The sequence below is a fragment of the uncultured Brachyspira sp. genome, assembly GCF_910588665.1.
GTDB lineage: Bacteria > Spirochaetota > Brachyspiria > Brachyspirales > Brachyspiraceae > Brachyspira.
In genome coordinates this window covers 66,639-88,194 of the sequence record NZ_CAJUPR010000009.1, presented here as the reverse complement: position 1 = coordinate 88,194, position 21,556 = coordinate 66,639, and the positions used below count along the sequence as shown (strand labels likewise).

17 protein-coding genes and 1 pseudogene are annotated in these 21,556 nt (G+C 30.4%); 12 read left to right on the top strand and 6 right to left on the bottom strand.

The window, feature by feature from the left end; all coding sequences use genetic code 11:
• Both QZ306_RS08050 and glyQ read left to right on the top strand, forming a co-directional pair.
• Positions 1-998 (top strand): BspA family leucine-rich repeat surface protein (locus QZ306_RS08050; protein WP_295162846.1); only part of this gene is annotated, 998 nt, incomplete at its 5' end.
• Between the two features lie 298 nt (positions 999-1,296).
• The gene (gene glyQ / locus QZ306_RS08045) at positions 1,297-2,172 is read left to right on the top strand and encodes a glycine--tRNA ligase subunit alpha (protein ID WP_295162845.1); all 876 of its coding nucleotides are present in this window, start codon (positions 1,297-1,299) and stop codon (positions 2,170-2,172) included.
• 87 nt (positions 2,173-2,259) lie between these two features.
• On the opposite strand, the gene ispG is transcribed toward glyQ, so the two are convergent.
• Positions 2,260-3,327, bottom strand: coding sequence for a flavodoxin-dependent (E)-4-hydroxy-3-methylbut-2-enyl-diphosphate synthase (ispG, locus tag QZ306_RS08040; RefSeq protein ID WP_295162843.1), 1,068 nt, complete (start codon positions 3,325-3,327; stop codon positions 2,260-2,262).
• Between the two features lie 129 nt (positions 3,328-3,456).
• Positions 3,457-4,200 carry a copper homeostasis protein CutC gene (locus QZ306_RS08035; protein WP_295162841.1) on the bottom strand — a complete coding sequence of 248 codons (744 nt, stop codon included), beginning with the start codon at positions 4,198-4,200 and terminating at the stop codon, positions 3,457-3,459.
• Between the two features lie 123 nt (positions 4,201-4,323).
• Here QZ306_RS08035 and QZ306_RS08030 point away from each other — a divergent pair, with 123 nt between their 5' ends.
• Positions 4,324-5,394 carry a hypothetical protein gene (locus QZ306_RS08030; protein ID WP_295162839.1) on the top strand — a complete coding sequence of 357 codons (1,071 nt, stop codon included), beginning with the start codon at positions 4,324-4,326 and terminating at the stop codon, positions 5,392-5,394.
• A gap of 88 nt (positions 5,395-5,482) precedes the next feature.
• On the opposite strand, the gene QZ306_RS08025 is transcribed toward QZ306_RS08030, so the two are convergent.
• The 4 genes from QZ306_RS08025 to QZ306_RS08010 all read right to left on the bottom strand — a co-directional run bounded on the left by QZ306_RS08025 (position 5,483) and on the right by QZ306_RS08010 (position 9,113).
• Entirely contained in the window at positions 5,483-5,965 is a 483-nt protein-coding gene (locus QZ306_RS08025) for a glutathione peroxidase (protein ID WP_295162837.1), read from the bottom strand.
• A 141-nt stretch (positions 5,966-6,106) separates the two neighbouring features.
• A complete protein-coding gene (gene tpx, locus QZ306_RS08020; RefSeq protein ID WP_295162835.1) occupies positions 6,107-6,604 on the bottom strand; it encodes a thiol peroxidase in 498 nt (165 codons plus the stop codon).
• Positions 6,605-6,713: 109 nt separating this feature from the next.
• Positions 6,714-7,367, bottom strand: coding sequence for an RluA family pseudouridine synthase (locus QZ306_RS08015; protein WP_295162834.1), 654 nt, complete (start codon positions 7,365-7,367; stop codon positions 6,714-6,716).
• A gap of 12 nt (positions 7,368-7,379) precedes the next feature.
• Entirely contained in the window at positions 7,380-9,113 is a 1,734-nt protein-coding gene (locus tag QZ306_RS08010) for a 6-hydroxymethylpterin diphosphokinase MptE-like protein (RefSeq protein ID WP_363322647.1), read from the bottom strand.
• 197 nt (positions 9,114-9,310) lie between these two features.
• Between QZ306_RS08010 and QZ306_RS10665 the strand changes: the two are divergent.
• The 9 genes and pseudogenes from QZ306_RS10665 to mglC all read left to right on the top strand — a co-directional run bounded on the left by QZ306_RS10665 (position 9,311) and on the right by mglC (position 21,553).
• A pseudogene (locus tag QZ306_RS10665) lies at positions 9,311-9,990 on the top strand (N-acetylmannosamine-6-phosphate 2-epimerase).
• A gap of 76 nt (positions 9,991-10,066) precedes the next feature.
• Complete coding sequence (locus QZ306_RS07995) at positions 10,067-11,716, top strand: PTS transporter subunit EIIC (RefSeq protein WP_295162830.1); 1,650 nt, start codon at positions 10,067-10,069, stop codon at positions 11,714-11,716.
• 108 nt (positions 11,717-11,824) lie between these two features.
• Entirely contained in the window at positions 11,825-14,332 is a 2,508-nt protein-coding gene (gene gyrA, locus QZ306_RS07990; RefSeq protein ID WP_295162829.1) for a DNA gyrase subunit A, read from the top strand.
• 137 nt (positions 14,333-14,469) lie between these two features.
• On the top strand, positions 14,470-15,477 hold the full coding sequence (locus tag QZ306_RS07985) for a galactose ABC transporter substrate-binding protein (RefSeq protein WP_295162828.1): 1,008 nt from the start codon (positions 14,470-14,472) through the stop codon (positions 15,475-15,477).
• 84 nt (positions 15,478-15,561) lie between these two features.
• The gene (locus tag QZ306_RS07980) at positions 15,562-16,593 is read left to right on the top strand and encodes a galactose ABC transporter substrate-binding protein (protein WP_295162827.1); all 1,032 of its coding nucleotides are present in this window, start codon (positions 15,562-15,564) and stop codon (positions 16,591-16,593) included.
• 30 nt (positions 16,594-16,623) lie between these two features.
• A complete protein-coding gene (locus QZ306_RS07975) occupies positions 16,624-17,643 on the top strand; it encodes a galactose ABC transporter substrate-binding protein (RefSeq protein ID WP_295162825.1) in 1,020 nt (339 codons plus the stop codon).
• Between the two features lie 203 nt (positions 17,644-17,846).
• Entirely contained in the window at positions 17,847-18,893 is a 1,047-nt protein-coding gene (locus QZ306_RS07970) for a galactose ABC transporter substrate-binding protein (RefSeq protein WP_295162824.1), read from the top strand.
• A 110-nt stretch (positions 18,894-19,003) separates the two neighbouring features.
• Positions 19,004-20,506, top strand: a complete 1,503-nt coding sequence (mglA, locus tag QZ306_RS07965; RefSeq protein WP_295162822.1) for a galactose/methyl galactoside ABC transporter ATP-binding protein MglA — start codon at positions 19,004-19,006, stop codon at positions 20,504-20,506.
• A 21-nt stretch (positions 20,507-20,527) separates the two neighbouring features.
• The gene (gene mglC, locus QZ306_RS07960; protein ID WP_295162820.1) at positions 20,528-21,553 is read left to right on the top strand and encodes a galactose/methyl galactoside ABC transporter permease MglC; all 1,026 of its coding nucleotides are present in this window, start codon (positions 20,528-20,530) and stop codon (positions 21,551-21,553) included.
• Positions 21,554-21,556 lie beyond the last annotated feature (3 nt).

Below are 21,556 nucleotides of genomic sequence, written 5' to 3'. Positions count from 1 at the left end.
TGTTTAACAGAGCTGAAAGTTTTAATCAGCCATTAAATAATTGGAATGTGTCTAATGTTGAAGATATGAGCTATATGTTTAATGAAGCTGAAAGTTTTAATCAGAATATTAATAATTGGAATATTTCTAAATTGAGGGATATTGATTATATATTTAATTGTGCCTTATATTTTGATAAAAATAATGCCTTAGAGTTTTACTTAAAATTTTGTTCTAATAAAAATACTCAAAAAGCCATTAAAGAATTAGACAGCATTGTATCTGAATTAGATGTAAAAAAGTTTTATAAACTTGCTTTGAAGTATAATAAAAAGTCTGTTTCTGAAATTATAAAAAAGCTTGAAAATACTCATTACGGAGAATTAAAAGAGCTTATTGATAGTAAGGAAGAAATTATAAAAGAGTATAAAGAATTAGAGAAATCAGAAAAAAAATCTATGCCTAAAAAAGAAAAAAAGGATAAAAATAAAATATATCAGCCTAAAGACAAAGAAGAATTGATTAAATTAATAAAAGACAAAATTAAATTTAATAAGATAGACACAAGCTTAATAACTGATATGAGCGGGCTTTTTGAAAACTCCAGATTAAGAAAGTTTGACGGTATTGAGACTTGGGATACTTCAAATGTTGTGAATATGGAAAGTATGTTTGAATATGCCGTTTATTTTAATCATAATATAAATAATTGGAATGTGTCTAATGTAAAAAATATGAAAAAAATGTTTTTAGGAGCTGAAAGTTTTAATCAACCATTAAATAATTGGAATGTTTCTAATGTTGAAAATATGAGAAATATGTTTTATGTAGCTAAAAGCTTTAATCAGCCTTTAAATAATTGGGATACTTCTAATGTTAAAAATATGATAGATATGTTTGAAGGAGCTGAAAGTTTTAATCAGGATTTAAATAGCTGGAATACTAATAATCTGCAGTATACCAGTTGTATGTTTAGATATTCGCCGATGCAGGATAATCTGCCTTCTTGGTATAATTAAAAGATTAAATTATATATTATAATATTTCTTTTTCTGTTTTATCTGAGAGTTATTATTATTTATCATTGGTTTATGAATAGTATTCTAAACTTGCCGCTATAACTGCTGAAAAAAGCAGACATTATTTTTAAGAATCCAGACTATTAGGATATATTCCAGATAATGTATATAAATAATTTTTTACCGTTTTGTATATATTGACTGAAATATTTTAATAATAATTATAGCATTTTAAATAATGATATTATATAATTATATGCATTATTTATTAAAAAAAATGTACGGAGATATATTTATTATGACTTTCACAGATTTAATTATGGCTTTAAACAGTTTCTGGACTGAAAACGGATGCATCTTACAGCAGGGATATGATTTGGAAACAGGAGCAGGCACATTTAACCCTGCAACAGCATTAAGATCATTAGGTCCTGAACCTTTCAGCGCCGCTTATGTGGAGCCTTCAAGAAGACCTACTGACGGAAGATACGGAGAAAATCCGAACAGACTTCAGCATTATTATCAGTATCAAGTTATAATGAAGCCTTCTCCTGACAATATACAGGATTTATATATACAAAGTTTGGAAACTCTTGGAATAAGCTTTAAAGATCATGATATAAGATTTGTTCATGATGATTGGGAATCTCCTACATTAGGAGCTTGGGGGCTTGGATGGGAAGTTTGGCTTGACGGCATGGAGATTACGCAGTTTACATATTTTCAAGCTGTGGGAGGAATAAGCTTAAAGCCTGTAACGGGGGAGATAACTTACGGACTTGAAAGAATATGTATGTATCTGCAGAATATTGACAATGTGTATGATTTGGAATGGGGGCATGGAATAAAATACGGAGATGTGCATTTACAGGGCGAAAGGGAATTTTCTAAATATAATTTTGAGGTGGCTGATACAGACATGTATTTCAGGCATTTTAATGAATATGAAAAGGAATGCGGCATATGTCTTGAAAACGGATGCATACTTCCCGCTTATGATATGGTTATGAAAAGCTCGCATGTATTTAATATGCTTGATGCCAGAAATGCTATAAGCGTTACAGAGCGCGCAGGATATATTGCAAGAGTAAGAGAACTTATGAAAAAAGTTTCGGCAGCTTATATAGAATCAAGAGAAAAATTGGGATATCCTCTGATAAAAAATAATAAATAGAATCTGTTTTTAATTATTAGACTATTTAAATATTTATAAAAAATATTCTTATTTATATAAAGCATATCTGATATTTTTATTTAATTTTTAAAATTCTTCTATTTTTTTTGTAAGGAAATTTATAATATTTTCTTTCAATACCTTTACAGGCTCGTTTTCTTTTTCAAAAAATATAAAATTACCGTCTTTAGTTCCTGCAACACCGAAATCTGCATGTCTGGCTTCGCCAGGTCCATTAACCACGCAGCCCATTATTGCTATGGTAATATTTTTCTTTATATTCTGTACATGTCTTTCTATGAAGCCCGCAACTTTTTCAACATCAACCTGACATCTTCCGCAAGTGGGACATGATATTATTTCAATGGAAGGCTCATTTCTAATGCCTAAAAATTTAAGAAGCATTTTTCCAGCCATAACTTCTTCTGCGGGGTCTCCTGTTATGGAATATCTTATAGTATCTCCTATGCCGTTTATTATTAAATAAGACAAAGCGCTTGTGCTTTTTATTAATGAGTTTCTTAATGTTCCCGCTTCGGTTACTCCTAAATGTATAGGATAATCAAATTTTTCTCTGAATAAAGTATTGGCTTCTATTGTGGTATTTATGTCGGAAGATTTCAAAGATACTTTTATATTAGTAAAATTTAAATCTTCCATTAATTTTATATGATCTGAGGCGCTTTTTACCATGTTTTCGGCATTTGCTTCTTTATATATGCTTCTGTCCAAACTCCCTCCGTTCACTCCCACTCTTATTGTAAGATTTCTGTCTTTAGCTTCTTTTATAACCTCTTTTACTTTTTCTTTATCCTTTATATTTCCTGGATTTAATCTTAAAGCATCAATACCGTTTTTCATGCTTTCTAATGCCAATCTGTAATCAAAATGTATATCTGCAATAAGAGGTATTTTTGTATGTTTTTTTATATCTTTTACAGCTTTTGCAGCATCTATATCCAAAACCGCAAGCCTAACTATATCAACTCCCGCATCTTCAAGCAGCTTTATTTGCTCTGAGGTGGATTTTATGTCTCTGGTGTCAGTATTTGTCATAGATTGTATGCTTATAGTATTATTGCCGCCTATTAAAATATTTCCTATTTTTACAGTTTTTACTTTTTTTCTTATTTCTTTAATATTCTCTATATTCATTTTATTTCCTTAAATAGTTTATTTATTATAAATATAAAAATATCAGTATTATACTATAATTTATAAATATTTCTTCAAATATATTTTAAATCTGATTTATATTTATTTTATATAAATAAAGTTTTTATACTATATTTTTGATTTTATATTTTTTACTATATTTTTATCGGTATATTTTATCCTGAACTCAGGATATCTTAAAGCAGAGCCCATAAACACATTTTCGTTTCTGTATTCCATTATACTTTCAACGGTTTTATTTGCAGTTAAATGATATTCAAATGCTTTTACGGTTTTTTTAATATATTCAATGTTTCTTTCATTTATACCGCTTCCTGGCATAATTATTATTTTATTATTATATTTTTCAACCATCTCTTTTAATTTTACTATTCCGTTCATAACATTTGCCTCTCCTCCCGATGTAAGTATTCTCTCAAAACCTAATGATATAATATCTTCGCATGCCTCATTTAAATCTCTGGATACATCTATAGCTCTATGAAATACTGCTTTTCCGTCCGCCCATAAATCTAACAGTTTTGAACATCTTTCTTTATCAACTCTTCCTTCTTTTGTTAATATTCCGAATACTATTCCGTCAATATTTAATTCTTTAATAAGCTTTATTTCTCTTTTCATTATTTCAAACTCTATATCATCATAGATGAAGTCTCCTCCTCTGGGACGGATCATTGCATATATAGGTATATTAACTTTTTCTCTTGCCAATTGTAAAATACCGAAGCTCGGAGTTGTTCCTCCTTCAAACATATTGTCGCAAAGCTCAACTCTGTCGGCGCCTCCTTTTTCGGCATTAATACATGATATAACAGAATCGGCGCATATTTCTATTTTAATATTTCTATTCATATTTATACCTCTTATGAACTGCAAAAACATTTAAATTATACTAAAAAACTGGCAATTGTCAAAAAACTATAATATAATGTATCTTATATTATTACACAACTATTTAAGGAAAATAATTTAATCATGAAGAAAATATTTTTTATAATTTTAATTAGTACGCTTTCCGTTTTTGCTGATGAGATTAAAATTACAAAGTATATATTTTTTACGCTTGAAGGAAGCATAGATAAATATCCTATCACTATAAATATAAAGGCTGTAAACCCAAATGATATTAAGCTTGGCAAAAAAATAGATGTAAGCGGATATTATAAATACAGCAATATTAATATTCCAATACCTATAAATGGTGAAATTGATAAAAACGGTATTAGATTTTATGCTTTTGGAGAAAAAGAAGAATTTAATTTTAAAATGGATAGCAGGCAGCTGGAAAATATTATTAATTTAGGAAACTCTGAAAAAAATATTGATTTAAAAGGAGATTGGAAAAATAATAATAAAAAATTAAGCTTAAGCATAAAAACAATAAAACCTTTGGGAGATAAAATATATACTGTTTATGATATACATGTTTGTAAAGAATATAAAAATAATACTTATGGCTTATCCGCTGTTTATATAGAAAATCTTAAATCATATATATACGGAAGTAGTATAATAAAGCAGATAAATAATACCAATGAAGTTATAAAAAAAATTAATGATGATATTGATAAATCAGATTGGAAAAAAGAAGAAATTTTCAATGAAGATCAATTTTACAGTTTTGAACGCAATTACTTTAATGATAATATTTTATGTTTTGGAAGCAGTATTGAATATTATCACGGAGGACCATATCCTGATGCATCAATATCATATTTTACATTGGATATTAACAAGTTAGAAATAAAAATTTTAACTTTATCTGATTTTGTTTATGACAGCGGCAGGTTTAGAGATTTTCTGCAAAATGATATAAATGAATATTATAAAGATTATGACGATATTGCCCCTAATATAATAAAGGACGAACCCTTCAGCCGCTATGCAGAATCTTTAATGTCTAATAATGTTTCAATTGTTAATGGAGCAGACGACGATATAAAGCTATTAATAAAATTTGATTTTCCTCATGCCATAAGAGCTTTTGATGATTACAGTATATCATTTGATAAATTAAAGCCTTATTTGAAAAAGAATATTTATTGATTAACATTTAATAAATTATATTTAAAATAAAAAGAGCTTCTATATATAAAAAAAACTATATAGAAGTTCTTAATTTATTATTATTTTTTTAATTTTTTAATAATTCAGCTACTATTTCATCAAGTTCTTCGGGCTTTACTCTAGGATCATAGCGTCCTGCAATATTGCCTTCTCTGTCTATTAGGAATTTACCGAAATTCCATCTTATTTTTTCAACGCCTTCTTCGGAAGGTTTTTCAGATTTTAAATAAATGAATAGAGGATCGGCATTTTTACTGTTTACTTTCACTTTATCAAAAAGCTTAAAAGTAACTTTAAATTTTTCTTTTCTAAACTTTGCTATCTCTTCAATAGGTTCTTTTGCCTGACCTCCGAATTGATTGCATGGAAAATCCAATATTTCAAAACCTTCTTTTTTATATTTTTTATATAGATCCTGTAATGCGGGATATTGCTTTGTAAATCCGCATTTTGTTGCTGTATTTACTATTAAAAGAACTTTTCCTTCATATTTTTTTAATTTTACATCTTTTCCTTCGGCATCTTTTACTATGTAATCATATATGCTCATATAGACCTCCGTAATATTATATAAAAAATAATTATTAAATAAGTATAGCTGATGACAATTATAAATTAATTTTCTTATAATGCAAATAAAAAGCATAGTATATAAAATAAACTATGCTTTATATATTTAGCTTATAAAAAATTATAAAAGAGCTTTAGCTGCATTCAAAGCGGCTTCGTAATCAGGTTCATTAGTGATTTCAGGAACATACTGCACATATTTAACAACATTGTCTTTATCAAGCACAAATACTGCGCGTGTAAGAAGCTGTAATTCTTTTAATAAAGTTCCGAATTTTCTTCCGAAATCTTTTTGATTATAATCTGAAGCTACAATATGAGAAGAAGCATTAGCTGCGGCGCACCATCTGGATTGGGCAAAAGGCAAGTCAACAGATATTGTTACAACTGTTACTCCTTTAAGAGAAGAGGCTTCTTTATTGAATCTTTTAGTCTGTACATCGCATACTGGCGTGTCTAAAGACGGTACAGATGATATGATTTTTACAGTATCTCCCGCATCTTTTAAAGACCATGGGCTTAAATCTGTTTTTAATACAGTAAAATCTAATGCTTTTCCTCCAACTGATAATTGAGCGCCTTCTAAAGTTTGTGCGGCGCCTTGAAATGTAACTGTCATGTTTATACTCCTTAAAAATTATTGTTAAAAATATAAATAATTATTAAATACAACTATTTAAAGAAAATATATAATTATTGTAAAAAAAGTCAATCAAAAAAAGTAATTATTATGTATTTTTTGATTTTTCTAATAATTTAAGTCTTATTAAAAATTCTTTATTATATTTTATTTTTATTTCTATATCTTTTTTTATGATAGGGTGGATAAAATTAATTTCTTTTGCTATCAATGCAAAACCTTTCATCCTATAAATACCTGCATTTTTTGAATATATTCTGTCGCCTATAATAGGGTGGCCTATATATGAAAGATGAACTCTTATTTGATGAGTTCTTCCAGTTACAGGCTTTAATTCAAGCAAAGTATGATCATTAAGTTTTTTTAATATTTTAAAATAAGTTACGGCGCTTTCTCCTCCTTCTTTTATCGATAAAGGCGCTCTTTTATTGGGATTTTTTTTGTCAATTCCTATAGATATGTCTATTACTCCGTTTTCTTTTTTTACATCTCCCTGAACTATGGCATGATATACTTTATTAATTTTTTTATTTTTAAAAGATTCTTCAAAATATTTTTTTGTTTCCTCATCTCTTGCAAGTATTACTATTCCAGAAGTAAATTTATCTATTCTATGAACTAGATATAGATTTTCAATATGACAGTTTTCTTTTTTTATAATATTTATTAAATTATTTCCGGTTTCAATTCCAGCTTCTTTATTAACGGCTATAAAATAATTATCCTCATAAACGATATTCATTTTTTTATTCACTTATAATTTATTTATTATTAAAGATACCCTAGTAAAAAAGTAATTAACATTTCTTAAGCTTTCCAAAAGAAGAAATATTAATTTTTCTTTTTTATTTCTCTCTCCTCTCTCGCACATAATTATTGTTGCAGATAAAATAGTTTTCAATATGCCTGCTTTTTCCTGATATTCTTTTATTAAATTGATTGTATTATTATATATATTATCTATATCTTCCATATTACAGTTATTTATATTATTATATGCATTTGATAATATATCTCTGAACTCTTCTAATATATTTTTTAATTCCGTATATGCTTCTTTTATATTTGTATTATTATCTTCTACTTTATATATTTTTTTTGCTTTTTTTAGAGCTTCTTCTCTTATATTGTTTTTAACTAAATCATCAATATTTCCTTCTTCTATAGATGCTATTTTTACAGCCTCTTTAGTAATTCTCTTTATTTTCATATTTGAATATTTATTTTTGAACTCTTTAAAATATTCTATCTGACTTTCAAATACAAATTCCGTAGGCGGATAATTTTCTATGTTGGTATTGTTTCTTATTGCATTAAAATAATACGATTCATAGGTTTTTAATTTATTAGTTTTATTAATCATATATTCATAAGAAAGTGCATGTTTAATATGTCTTTCATAAAAAGGGTAGCTGTTGTCAAATCCTATCAATAATACTTCATCTAATCCCAAATAATATGCAAAATCTATCATAGTAGTTGCAACTGTATTTGAAGTTGAAAGATGCGATAATGTGATAAACTTACTTATATATTCTGCCAGTCCTAAATCAGAATTTGATTTAAATCTTATAATATCTGCATTTATATTTTTAGGTATTATTTTATTTGCACACATATCCATAATTAAATATGGAAATTTTTTATTTTCATATACAAAATCCAGAGAATTGAAAAATCCTCCGTCCACGGTAACAACAAAATCAGGTATTATATTGTGTTTGCATAATATGCTGTAGCTTGTGTCTGCGCATATTATAATTAAATTTTCTCTTTGTTTTTTTATTATATCTATGCTGTGTTTTAATGTAGGACCTGGACATATTAAAAGAGCTTTTAAGCCTTTGAATGCATTTTTAAAATTGAGTATATCCGACGATTTATTTATATATTCGCTGTTAAATATAATATTTTTTGTCCATATATTTTCAAAATACATATTTGTAAATATATTCGATATTTCTTTTTCCGCTATATTTAATATTTCCTTATAGAATATATTTGCATTATCTTTTTCTTCTTTGGTAAGGGAGGGAAGTATAACTATATTAATGCCGTTTATACTTTTATAATCCGCCAATTTGTTTATATAATTTATATCATCATTTTTGTATATGAAGAATATGTTTTTATTATCTGTATTATATATATTATAATAAGAATATTTAAATATAGCCGCATCTTCCACAACGACAATAATTTTCAGAGTTTTTATAATATTTTCATCAAAATAATTATCTATATTTTCTAAAAGATATTTTAATATATATCCTAAGCCATATCCGTAAATTATTAGCAGATTTTTATTTTTATTAATATTTTCTAAGGCTCTTTTGCATTCATTATTAACATTATATTTGCTGTGTACGGCTCTTCCGTTTTTATATATTATTGCAATATTATCCCTATTTTTTTCTATTTTATACAATGCATTTAATTCGCTTTCTTTTTTTTTCATTAAATTATGTAATTTTAACGATATATTCATTTTATTATAATAACAAAAATAATATAAAAATCAAATATGCGGCAATATAATATACTCCTATTTATTTATAATTTATATATGAAAAAATAATTGACAATATTTATAATTATTATAAATTATACCAAGTTTTTAAAACTTAAAGAATACTGTTATTAAAGCAGAAAGCATTCAGTTTTATATTTAGCAGGAGAATTAATATGAATGAAATATTTAATAAAATAAAATGCAGATTAATAGTATCCTGTCAGGCATTGGAAGACGAACCTTTATACAGTTCTTTTATAATGGGAAGAATGGCTTTAGCGGCATATCAAGCGGGAGCTGGCGCAATAAGAGCAAATACGGTTGCGGATATAAAAGAAATTAAAAAAAATACTAATCTTCCTATTATAGGCATAATAAAAAGAAATTACGGCGATTGCAATGTATATATTACTCCTACTATAAAAGAAATTGATGAATTACTTAAAGAGGGTGTAGATATAGCTGCAGTAGACGCCACAAAGAGAGAAAGACCTGATAAAACTGAATTAAAAGATTTTATAAAGACTATAAAGAGTAAATATCCTTCTCAGATTATAATGGGTGATATATCAGATGTTTCTGAGGCTGTTATGCTGAAGAGATAGGTATTGATATTGTGGGAACAACCTTATGCGGATATACCGACTATACAAAAGGAAATGATCCTCTGGCTACTTTAGAAAAAGTGTTAAAAGCCGTGAAAATACCCGTTATAGGCGAAGGTAATTTGGATACTCCAGAAAAAGCTAAAAAAGCTGTAGAAATGGGAGCATTGGCTGTTGTTGTCGGGGGAGCTATAACAAGACCTAAGCAGATAGCTGAGAAATTTGTAAAGGCTATAGAAACTATATAAAAAATATATACTAAATTTTTTCTATTATGTTATTATATATAATAGATTATAAATTAATAGGAGAATATTAATTATTATGAAGAATTCATTTGCTTTGCTTCAAAAGATAGGCAGATCATTTATGCTTCCTATCACCATACTTCCTATAGCGGGCATATTATTAGGCATAGGTGGCGCTTTTACAAGTCCAGCTTTAATAGAAACATATAATATTACATTTTTGCAGACAGGCGCACCTTTAAATTATGTATTGGTATTATTATTTAATGCGGGTAATTTTGTATTTTCTAATCTTCCGCTTTTGTTTGCAGTAGGTATAGCTATAGGTATGGCTAATAAGAGCAAAGAGACGGCGGCGCTTTCTGCAGTTGTCGGATTTTTACTGTTTCATACAGTTATAGGAGTTATATTAAAATTTCAAGGTCATACTCCTGATAATACTGCTGTAGATGCTTTAATGGCTGCAGGTTTGAGTTCTGGAGAAGCAGCAGGCACAGCCGCTTTATATGCCAGAGAGTTAGGAATATTCACATTGCAGACAGGCGTATTCGGAGGTATTATATGCGGTTTATTGTCTGCATTTATTACAAATAAATTTTCAAATCAGATATTACCCGATTATTTAGAGTTTTTCGGCGGAAACAGATTTGTACCAGTTTTAACTATGGTGTTTTTTATACCTTTAGCCGCCGTATTTCCGTTTATATGGCCAAGCATATTTAAAATAATAGTAAAAGCAGGGGAATTATTTGCAGCCACAGGATATATAGGAACATTTTTCTATGGTTTTGCTATGAGAATATTAAATGTATTCGGACTTCATCATGCCATATATCCTTTATTTTGGTATACTGAACTTGGAGGGGTATTAGAAGTAGGAGGAAAAATGATTGCAGGGGGTCAGAGAATATTCTTTGCTCAGTTAGCAGATCCTTCGGTGATGCATTTCAGTGCGGCGGCTACTAGAACTATGACAGGCGGCTTCCTTCCTATGATGTTCGGTCTTCCTGCCGCAGCTTTGGCTATGTATCATACAGCTGATAATGATAAAAAAGTTAAGGTAAAAGGCATATTATTATCTGCTGTTCTGACTTCATTTTTAACAGGCATTACTGAGCCTTTGGAGTTTACATTCTTATTTGTTGCTCCGCCTCTATATATAGTTCATGCGGCTTTAGAAGGTTTAGCCTATATGCTTATGTATATGCTGAATGTTGCTGTCGGAATTACTTTTTCAAGAGGATTGATAGATTTTACATTTTTCGGATTGATGCAGGGAGTAGGAAAAACTTCTTATCAATGGATATTAATATTGGGACCTTTATATGCTGTAATTTATTATTTTTTATTTAAGTTTTTAATAATAAAATTTAATTTTGCAACACCCGGAAGATTGGGAAGCGAAGTTAAATTATACAAAAGAGATGATTATAACAGCGGGAGTTCTGTAAAAGCATCAAATAATAAAGATTTCTTAGATGATGACAGCATAATAGATTCAATAGTTGATGCGCTAGGCGGAATAGAAAATATAGAAAGTATAGATGCATGCATAACAAGATTAAGAGTTACAGTTAAATATCCTCGTAAAGTTGCAGGCGATGATGTTTGGACTTCTATTAATGCCAAAAAAGTATTAAGAATTGGAAACGGAATACAAGCGATTTACGGAATACAGGCTGAAGTTTATAAAAATAAAATTATACAAAAATACAATATTAAGTAATTTTATACTATGGGCATTTATTTTCTTCTTTAATATTGTTAGTTTTATATTGATAATTTTACATCAAAATGTTATAATGGTGCAACTATTTTTTAAGGATAAAAATATATGGCAGCAAAACAGAGTAAACATGATGCTTCGGAAGAAAGACAATATTCGACACTGACAAAAGATATATTAAAAAGAGTAGATCATATTTCAATAGAAAACGAATTGAGGGAATCTTATTTAACTTATGCGATGAGCGTTATAGTATCAAGAGCATTGCCCGATGTTAGAGACGGATTGAAACCTGTACATAGAAGAATATTATATGCTATGTATGATGCTAATCTTACACATGATAAACCATACAAGAAATCAGCCGCTACGGTAGGGGAGGTTTTAGCCCGTTATCACCCGCATGGAGACAGCGCTGTTTACGGAACTATGGTGAGAATGGCGCAGGATTTTTCTATGAGATATTTGCTTGTAGACGGACAGGGAAACTTCGGATCTATAGATGATGATCCTCCTGCAGCAATGCGTTATACCGAAGCCAGAATGACCCGTTTTGCCGAAGAAATGCTTAACGATATAGAGAAAGAAACTGTTAAATTTGTTCCGAACTTTGATGATTCCAGAACAGAGCCTTCCGTACTTCCTGCAACGGTTCCGCAGCTTCTTGTTAATGGAAGTATGGGTATCGCTATAGGTATGGCTACGAATATGCCTCCTCATAATTTAAAAGAGGTAATTAATGCGGTTATTTATTATATAGATCATCAGGATTCTGAAATTAAAGATCTTATGCGTTATATTCAAGGACCTGATTTTCCTACTGCTGGAATAATATATGGAAAAGAGGGTATAAAAGAGGCTTATACAACAGGCAAAGGCAGAATTAAATTAAGGGCAAGACTCGAAATAGAGGAAACTAAAAAAGAAAGAGAGGTAATAGTAGTTAAAGAACTTCCATATAATGTTGTAAAAACTACTCTTCATGAAAAGATAGCCGAATTAGTTAAGCAAGGCAAAATTGAAGGTGTAGCCGATATTAGAGATGAATCAAGCAATAGAGCAGGAATTCGTCTTATGATAGAGCTTAAAAAAGGAGTTTCCACACAAATAGTATTAAATCAATTGTTTAAGCATACCGATTTGGAAACTACTTTCGGCATAATAAATCTTGCTTTGGTCAATGGTGAGCCTAAAGTTTTAAATTTGAAAGAACTTATCAAATATTTTGTTGAGCATAGAGTTGAAGTTATAACTAAGAGAACGGAATACGATTTGAAGCAGGCTAAAGCTAAGGCGCATATATTGGAAGGTTTATTAATAGCGCAGGCTAATATTGAAGAGGTTATAAGAATAATAAGAGAAAGCGAAAACACGGATGCTGCCAGAGAAACTCTCATTAATATGTTTAAGCTTTCAGAAAAACAGGCTCAGGCAATACTGGATATGCCTCTTAAAAGATTAACGGCTTTAGAAAAATTAAAAATAGAACAGGAGCTTCAGCAGTTAAAGGAGTTTATAGCTTACTGCGAAGATCTGCTTGCCTATCCTGAAAAAATACTTTCCGTTATTAAAGATGAGCTTAAAAATACAGCTGAAAAATACGGAGATGACAGAAGAAGCGAAATAATAGGAAAAACAAATGATACTGAAATAGACGAAGAGGACTTAATACATGATGAAGATGTGGCTGTATCAATAACTACTCAGGGTTTTATTAAAAGAGTAGCTGCTTCAAGCTATCGTACTCAGGGCAGAGGCGGAGTAGGTGTTCAAGGCGGAAAATCGCAGGGAGAACATTATATAAAACATTTATTTGTAGCCTCAACTAAGGATTATTTATTTATATTTACGGACAGAGGAAAGGCTTTCTGGATGAAAGTTCATGAAATACCTGCTTTAGCTAAAATTTCTCAGGGAAAAAGTATTAAATTTATACTTAATTTAGCGCCTGAAGAGAAAATAACAAGCTGCTTTACAGTATCGGAATTTGAGTCTAAGCAGTCTATTATTATGGTTACTAAAATGGGTACTATAAAGAAAATGGAATTGAAGCATCTTGAAAATGCCAAGAAAAGAGGAATATTAGCTTTAACATTAGAAAATAATGATGAGCTTGTTGCCGTTTCTCCCGTTCAGTCTGGAGATGATTTTATTATGACTACTGCCGCAGGGCTTGCCTTGAGAATAACTGAAGAGAAAATTAGAAAGATGGGAAGAGCAGCCGCAGGAGTAAAAGGCATATCTTTGGATAATGACGATATCTGCGTATCCGGAAATGCCATACATAAAGGCGAATCATTAATAGTTATTACTGAAAACGGTATAGGTAAAAGACTTTCTTCTAAACAGTTTAATGTTAAAGGAAGAGGCGGTAAGGGACAGATTTATATTAAACCTGATAATAAAACTGGAAATGTTGTAAGCGTAAAAACCGTAAGCGAGAAAGATGAAATAATGGTTGTTGCTACTGATGATATGACAATAAAAATTAAGGCAGGTTCAATACCAGAGCTTGGAAGAAATGCTAAGGGCGTAAAAATTGTTAATATTTCCGATGGGGCGAGAGTCAGCGATTTGGCTGTAGTACCCGCAGACAGCAGCGAAAAAAGTAAATAATAATAGCGAGCAGCGAACCTATAACAACTTTAGTTGTTATAGGCTGTCAGTGAGCTGCGGGCATAGCAATAATAAAGCAATTTTTATTAGCAATAATAAAAATATTTTACTTTAATTGAATATAAGGGAGAATGCAAATGAAAAAGATATTTTTTTTACTGCTGTTTATATCTTTATTTTTATATGCTCAGATACATTCGTCCAGTATCGGAATAGCATTTTACAGATACGATGATAATTATATAAAATATTTAAAGCAGTATATAGAAAAAAATATAAATAAAAAAACTTCATTATTAATGGCGGATTCTTATAATAGTCAGGCAACCCAAAATGCTCAGATAGATATGTTTTTAAGTAAAAATGTTAATATATTAGCCGTTAATTTGGTTGATAAAAAACAAGCGCAGAAATTAATTGATAAAGTCAGCATAAAAAATATCCCTATTATATTTTTTAATAGAGAACCTAGTTTTGAATCTATGAATACCTATGATAAGGTTTGGTATATAGGCGGAAAAAGCGAAGAAGCTGGAAGCGCTCAGGGAAGAGTAATAGCGGAAAGCTGGAAAAGCAGATTAAACTGGGATAAAAATCAGGACGGAAAAATACAATGCATTATAATAAAAGGCGATTTGAATGATAATGATACTGTAAATAGAACCGAGTATATGAAAAAATATATAGCTTCCAACAATATAAAATTGGATATTTTAGCAGAAGTTTCAGCTATGGGAAAAAGAAATGATGCCGCAAACATAATGGAAGCTTTAATGTCTAAATACGGTAAAAAAGCGGAGTATATTATATGCAATAATGACTATATGGCATTGGGGGCTTTGGATACCTTAAAAAGATTAGGTTTTAATAACAGCGGCAGAATGCTTAATTATATACCTATAGTAGGAATAGATGGAATACCCGAATGTCTTGAGGAAATAAATAATTACGGAATATTTGCAACCGTATTTCAAAATCCTTCCATACAAGCTGAAATATTATCTGCAGTTTCAGGCAATATAATAAACAAAAAATCTCCTTTAGACGGACTTCATCTTAATTTTTATAATGACAAATATATTTTAATACCATATATTCCCGTAACTAAATCTAATATAGACGCTGCCGTAAAAATATATAAATAAATTGTATTTTTTAATAATTTAATTTGACTTATATATTTTTTTTAATAAACTAAAATATAAGTACATAAAAATCGGAGTTTTTATATGAATAAAGTTATATTTGTCTTTTTTATGTTTTTATCATTACTTGTTTTATTAATAGGATGTGGCAAAAGTTCTCAATCAGGCAATAATATAGAAGTAGGAATAACTATATACAGATATGATGATAATTTTATTTCATTTATGAGAAGAAATATTGAAGCTATGCTTAGCGGAAAGGCAAAATTCATAATGAATGATTCGGAAAATGATCAGGTAAAGCAGAATGATCAGGTGGACGCAGCAATTCAAAGAGAAGTTAATGCTTTAGCAATTAATTTAGTTGATCCTTCATCTGCAAGCTTTATGATTAATAAGATAAAGCCTACTGGAATACCTGTAATATTTTTTAATAAAGAGCCAAGCAGAGAAGATATGATGCTGTATGATAAAGCATGGTATGTTGGAACTTTAAGCGAAGAATCAGGAAATATACAAGGGGATATAGTCGTTAATGCTTGGACATCAAATCCTCTTTGGGATAAAAACGGCGACGGAAAGATACAGTATTTAATATTAAAAGGAGAAGCTGGACATCCTGATGCTGAAGCCAGAACAGAAAGAATAAAAGCTGTAATTACAGACAGCGGAATAAGTTTAGAGCAGTTAGATGAGCAGACAGCTAATTGGGATATACTTCAGGCACAGACGGCAGCCGATGCTTGGATAGAGAAATACGGCAATCAAATAGAGTTTATATTTTCTAATAATGACGCTATGGCTTTGGGAGCGTTAAAATCTATACAAAAACAGGGCTATAATATAGGCGACAGCAATAAATTTATTCCTATAGTAGGAGTGGATGCAATACCTGAAGTTATAGAGGAAATAAAAAAAGGTACTATATTGGGTACAGTTTTGCAAAGTCCTAAAGATCAGGCAAAGGCTATTACTGATATGCTTATCAATGCCGCAAACGGACAAGATGTGCTTAACGGAACTGAATATAAATTAGACGATTCAAAAGCTGTAAGGGTGCCATACAGAGCCGTAACTTTAGAAAATATAGAGGATGCATCTGAAGCTTATAAATAGAATTAATCATATAAAATATAGGATTTAATTGTGAATAAAAAAATATTTATCTTGATAATATTGGCATCAGTTTTTTTGTCATGCTCAGATTCCGAAAAAAGCGATTTTATAGGAGTTACAATATATAGAACTGATGATGAGTTTGCAAATTCATTAAAAAACAATATAGTAAAATTTATATCTGGAAAAGCAAGATATGTTATAAATGATTCTGAAAATGTTCAGAGAATTCAAAATGAGCAAATAGATGATTTTATTTCAAAAGGCGTAAAAGTATTGGTCATAAATTTAGTTGATCCTCAAGCCGCTGAAAATATAATTAATAAAGCTAAAGAAAATGATATTCCGTTAATATTATTTAATAAGTCTCCATATAGTTTTGATATTATGAATACCTATAATAAAGTATGGTATGTGGGTACTATAAGCGAGGAAGCCGCATATTGGCAGGGAAAAATAATATCAGAAAGCTGGCAGGCTAATCCTTCTTGGGATAAAAACGGTGACGGAAAAATTCAATGCGTTATACTTAAGGGAGAACCAGGTCATATTGAAGCTGAAATAAGAACAGAAAATCTTATTTTATTTTTAAATCAAAACGGTATAGAAACGGAGATTTTAGACAGTAAAACAGGAATGTGGAATATGGATAAAGCTAAAGCTATTACAGATTCTTGGATGTCTGATTATAATAATGAAGATGATTCGGATACAAAAATAGAATATATATTTTCTAATAATGATGCTATGACATTGGGTGCTTTAAAATCCATACAGGAATTCGGATACAATATAGGTAATCCTGATAAATATATCCCAATAGTAGGAATAGATGGCTCTCAGTCAGTTATATCTGAAATAAAAAAAGGGTCAATAGTAGGGACAGTACTTAATGATGCAGAGGAACAGGCGGAAGCAGTGTCTGATTTAGCCGTTAATCTATTTAAAGGCGTTGAAAATCCTATATTAGGGACATCTTGGAAGTTAGATGATACAAAATCTATTAAAATTAATTATAGACCTATAACTATGGATAATATTGATGAATAAATATTTAATATGCAGGATTATTTAATAAATAATATTAAAATTCTTTATAAATTTTAATATTGTAAATATTAATGCCGTATGTAGTAATTTGTAGATAACCGATTTTATTATATATAAAAAACATTATTTATACTTGATTTTAGGGAAATAAATTTATATACTATTATTAAGAGAATATTAATTAATTTAAGGAGTTTTCTAAAATGAAAAAATCACTTATTGTTATCGGGGCATTATTTATAATGTCTTCTATCTTTGTAATATCTTGCGGAGGTGGCGGAGCTTCTTCCTCTACTACAGTTGACGGTCCTACTATCGGTGTAACTATCTATCGCTATGATGATAATTTTATGTCTTTCTTAAGAAGAAATATTGAAAATGTGATCAAGGGAAAAGCAAATTTAATAATGAATGATTCGCAAAACAATCAGGCGCAGCAAAATGATCAGGTGGATGTAATGCTTCAGAAAGATTCAAAAGCTCTGGCTATAAATTTAGTTGATCCTCAGGCTGCTCAGACTATTATAGACAAAGCTAAAGCTAAAGATATACCTGTTATATTCTTTAATAAACAGCCTAGTGCGGAAGCTATGGCTAGCTATGATAAAACTTGGTATGTCGGAACTAAACCAGAAGAATCAGGAGATATGCAGGGAAAAATCGTTGTTGATACTTGGAAAGCAGATGCCGCTTTAGATAAAAACGGCGACGGAATTATACAATATGTACTTCTTAAGGGCGAACCGGGACACCCTGATGCTGAAGCCAGAACCAGCCATGTTACTTTATATATAACCAATAACGGACTTAAAGTTGAAAAATTAGAAGAACAAACAGCTATGTGGGATACTGCAAAAGCTAAAGATATAGTTGATGCTTGGATTCAGAAACATGGAGATAAAATAGAATATATTTTCTGCAATAATGATGCTATGGCATTAGGCGCTTTGCAGTCTATACAGGCTTTAGGATACAATAAAGGAGATCCAGCTAAATTTATTCCTATAGTAGGAGTAGATGCAATACCTGATATGTTAAATGAAATTAAAAAAGGTACAGTTGTAGGTTCTGTGCTTAATGACCCTGTAGGTCAGGCTCAGGCTCTTGTTGATCTTACTTTAAATGCAGCTGCAGGAAAGGATCCTTTAGACGGAAATACTTGGACTTTGGACGAATTTAAAGCCGTACGCGTTCCTTATGTTCCTATAACTAAAAACAATATAAATGTTGCCGAAGAAGCATACAAATAATAAATAAATTATTTGTAGTCAGGGATATTATATTGTTGAATTTAATATCCCTGTTTTAGTATATTAGGTATTGGCATTATTTTTTAATTATTACTGAAGGTTTTTAATATATGGATAAAAAGATTGTTCTTGAAATGAAAGGTATTTCAAAGTCTTTTCCAGGCGTTAAGGCATTAGATAATGTTGAACTTCTTGTAAGAGAAGGAGAAGTTGTTGCTCTTATGGGTGAAAACGGCGCAGGAAAATCTACTCTGATGAAATGTTTATTTGGAATATACCGTAAAGACAGCGGAAAAATATTTTTAGACGGCAAGGAAATTAATTTTACATCTCCTAAGCAGGCTTTAAATAACGGAGTTGCTATGGTTCACCAAGAGCTTAATCAGGTTAGACAGAGAAATATACAGGATAATATATGGCTTGGAAAGTATCCAACTAAGATGGGAGTTATTATTGATGAGAAAAAGATGTATGATGATACTAAAGCAATTTTTGACGATTTGGAAATACCTCTGGATCCTAGAACAAAAGTATCCTCATTATCTGTATCCGAAATGCAAATGGTTGAAATAGCTAAAGCAGTTTCCTATCATTCAAAAATATTGGTATTGGACGAACCTACAAGTTCTCTTACTGAAAAAGAAGTTGCTAAATTATTTAAGATTATTAGAAAACTTCAAAGCAGAGGTGTGGGTATGGTTTATATCTCGCATAAAATGGAAGAGATTTTACAAATATCTGATGAAGTTACCATAATGAGAGACGGAAAGTATGTTGCAACTACTCCTGCTAAGGAATTGACAACAGATATGATAATAAAGCAAATGGTTGGAAGAGATTTAACTAACCGTTTTCCTGAAAAGACAAATGTTCCGGGAGAAAACATATTGAGTATAAAAGACTTTACGGCATTTTATCAGCCTTCTCTTAAAGATGTTAATTTTAATGTAAGAAAAGGCGAGGTATTCGGAATAGCTGGACTTGTTGGAGCAAAAAGAACAGAGGTACTTGAAAGCATATTCGGAATGCGTACTTTATATTCAGGTAATATTATAAAAATGTATCAGGAGGTTATTAATTCCTCTACTAGAAAGGCAATTAAAAATGGTTTTGCTTTAGTTACGGAAGAGAGAAGACAGACAGGCATATTCGGAATGCTTTCTATTAATTTCAATTCAACTATATCAAATATAGATCATTATAAAAATAAATTCGGTTTTTTAGACAATAAAAAAATGCAGGAAGACACTAAATGGGTAATAGACAGTATGCAGGTAAAAACTCCTTCAGAGAAAACTGCTATACAAAGCTTATCAGGCGGTAATCAGCAAAAGGTTATTTTAGGAAGATGGCTTTTAAGCAAGCCTGATATATTAATGCTTGATGAACCTACAAGAGGCATAGATGTAGGGGCTAAATATGATATATATAGACTTATTATAGATCTGGCTACACAGGGAAAGTCTGTAATAGTGGTTAGTTCGGAAATGCCTGAATTGCTTGGCATAACTGACAGAATTATGGTTATGAGTAACGGAAGAGTGGCAGGTATTGTTGAAACTAAAAATACTAATCAAGAAGAGATTATGGCATTGTCTGCTAAATATTTATAATTTAATTAAAAAGGAAGGATTATGGACACTAATAAAATAAATATCAAAACTATTAAATCATTTATATTAAACAATGCTATATTTGCTGCATTACTCTTAATATTAATAGGCATCATCATTAAAGAACCGACTTTCTTCAGGCTAAGCAACTTCTTAAATATATTTGCTCAGGCTTCAACCCGTATGATTATAGCTGTGGGTATAGGTACTCTTCTTGTAACTCAGGGCAACGATTTAGGTGCGGGCAGGGCTGTAGGACTTGCCGCTGTTGTGAGTGCATCTCTTTTGCAGTCTTCTCAGAACCCTACAAAGATGTATCCTAATTTGCCGATGCTTCCCGTTATACTGCCTATACTTTTAGTTATGCTTATTCTTATGGGATTCGGTCTTATTAATGGTTTTATTATTTCTAAACTTTATGTAACTCCGTTTATTGCAACTTTAGGTATGCAGCTTATACTTTACGGTGTAACCAGCACATATTTTGACAGACCGCCGTATGGTGCTCAGCCTATCGGAGGATTGGATCCCAGATTTACAAACCTCGCTCAGGGCGGTATTAAATTAGGAGGAAGTTTCACTATTTCATATTTAATAATATTTGCAGTCATTATAACCGCAATTATGTGGGTTATATGGAATAAAACTAAATTGGGTAAAAATATATTTGCTGTAGGAGGAAATCCAGAAGCTGCAGCTGTAAGCGGTGTTAATATACCCTTTACATTAATGATTGTTTATACTTTGGCAGGCGCATTATACGGCATAGCAGGTTCGCTTGAAGTTGCCCGTGTGGGTTCTGCAACTAATAACTTAGGAAACGGATATGAGCTTGATGCTATTGCAGCCTGCGTTGTGGGAGGAGTTTCTTTTTCCGGAGGCATAGGCTCTATTTTAGGAATTGTTTCAGGCGTATTAATATTCCAAGTTATTAACTATGGTATGTCGTTTGTGGGTGTATCTCCGTATATGCAGTATATAATTAAAGGAGCTATTATCATTGCGGCTGTTGCAGTTGATACGCAGAAATATTTGAAAAAAGTATAACGG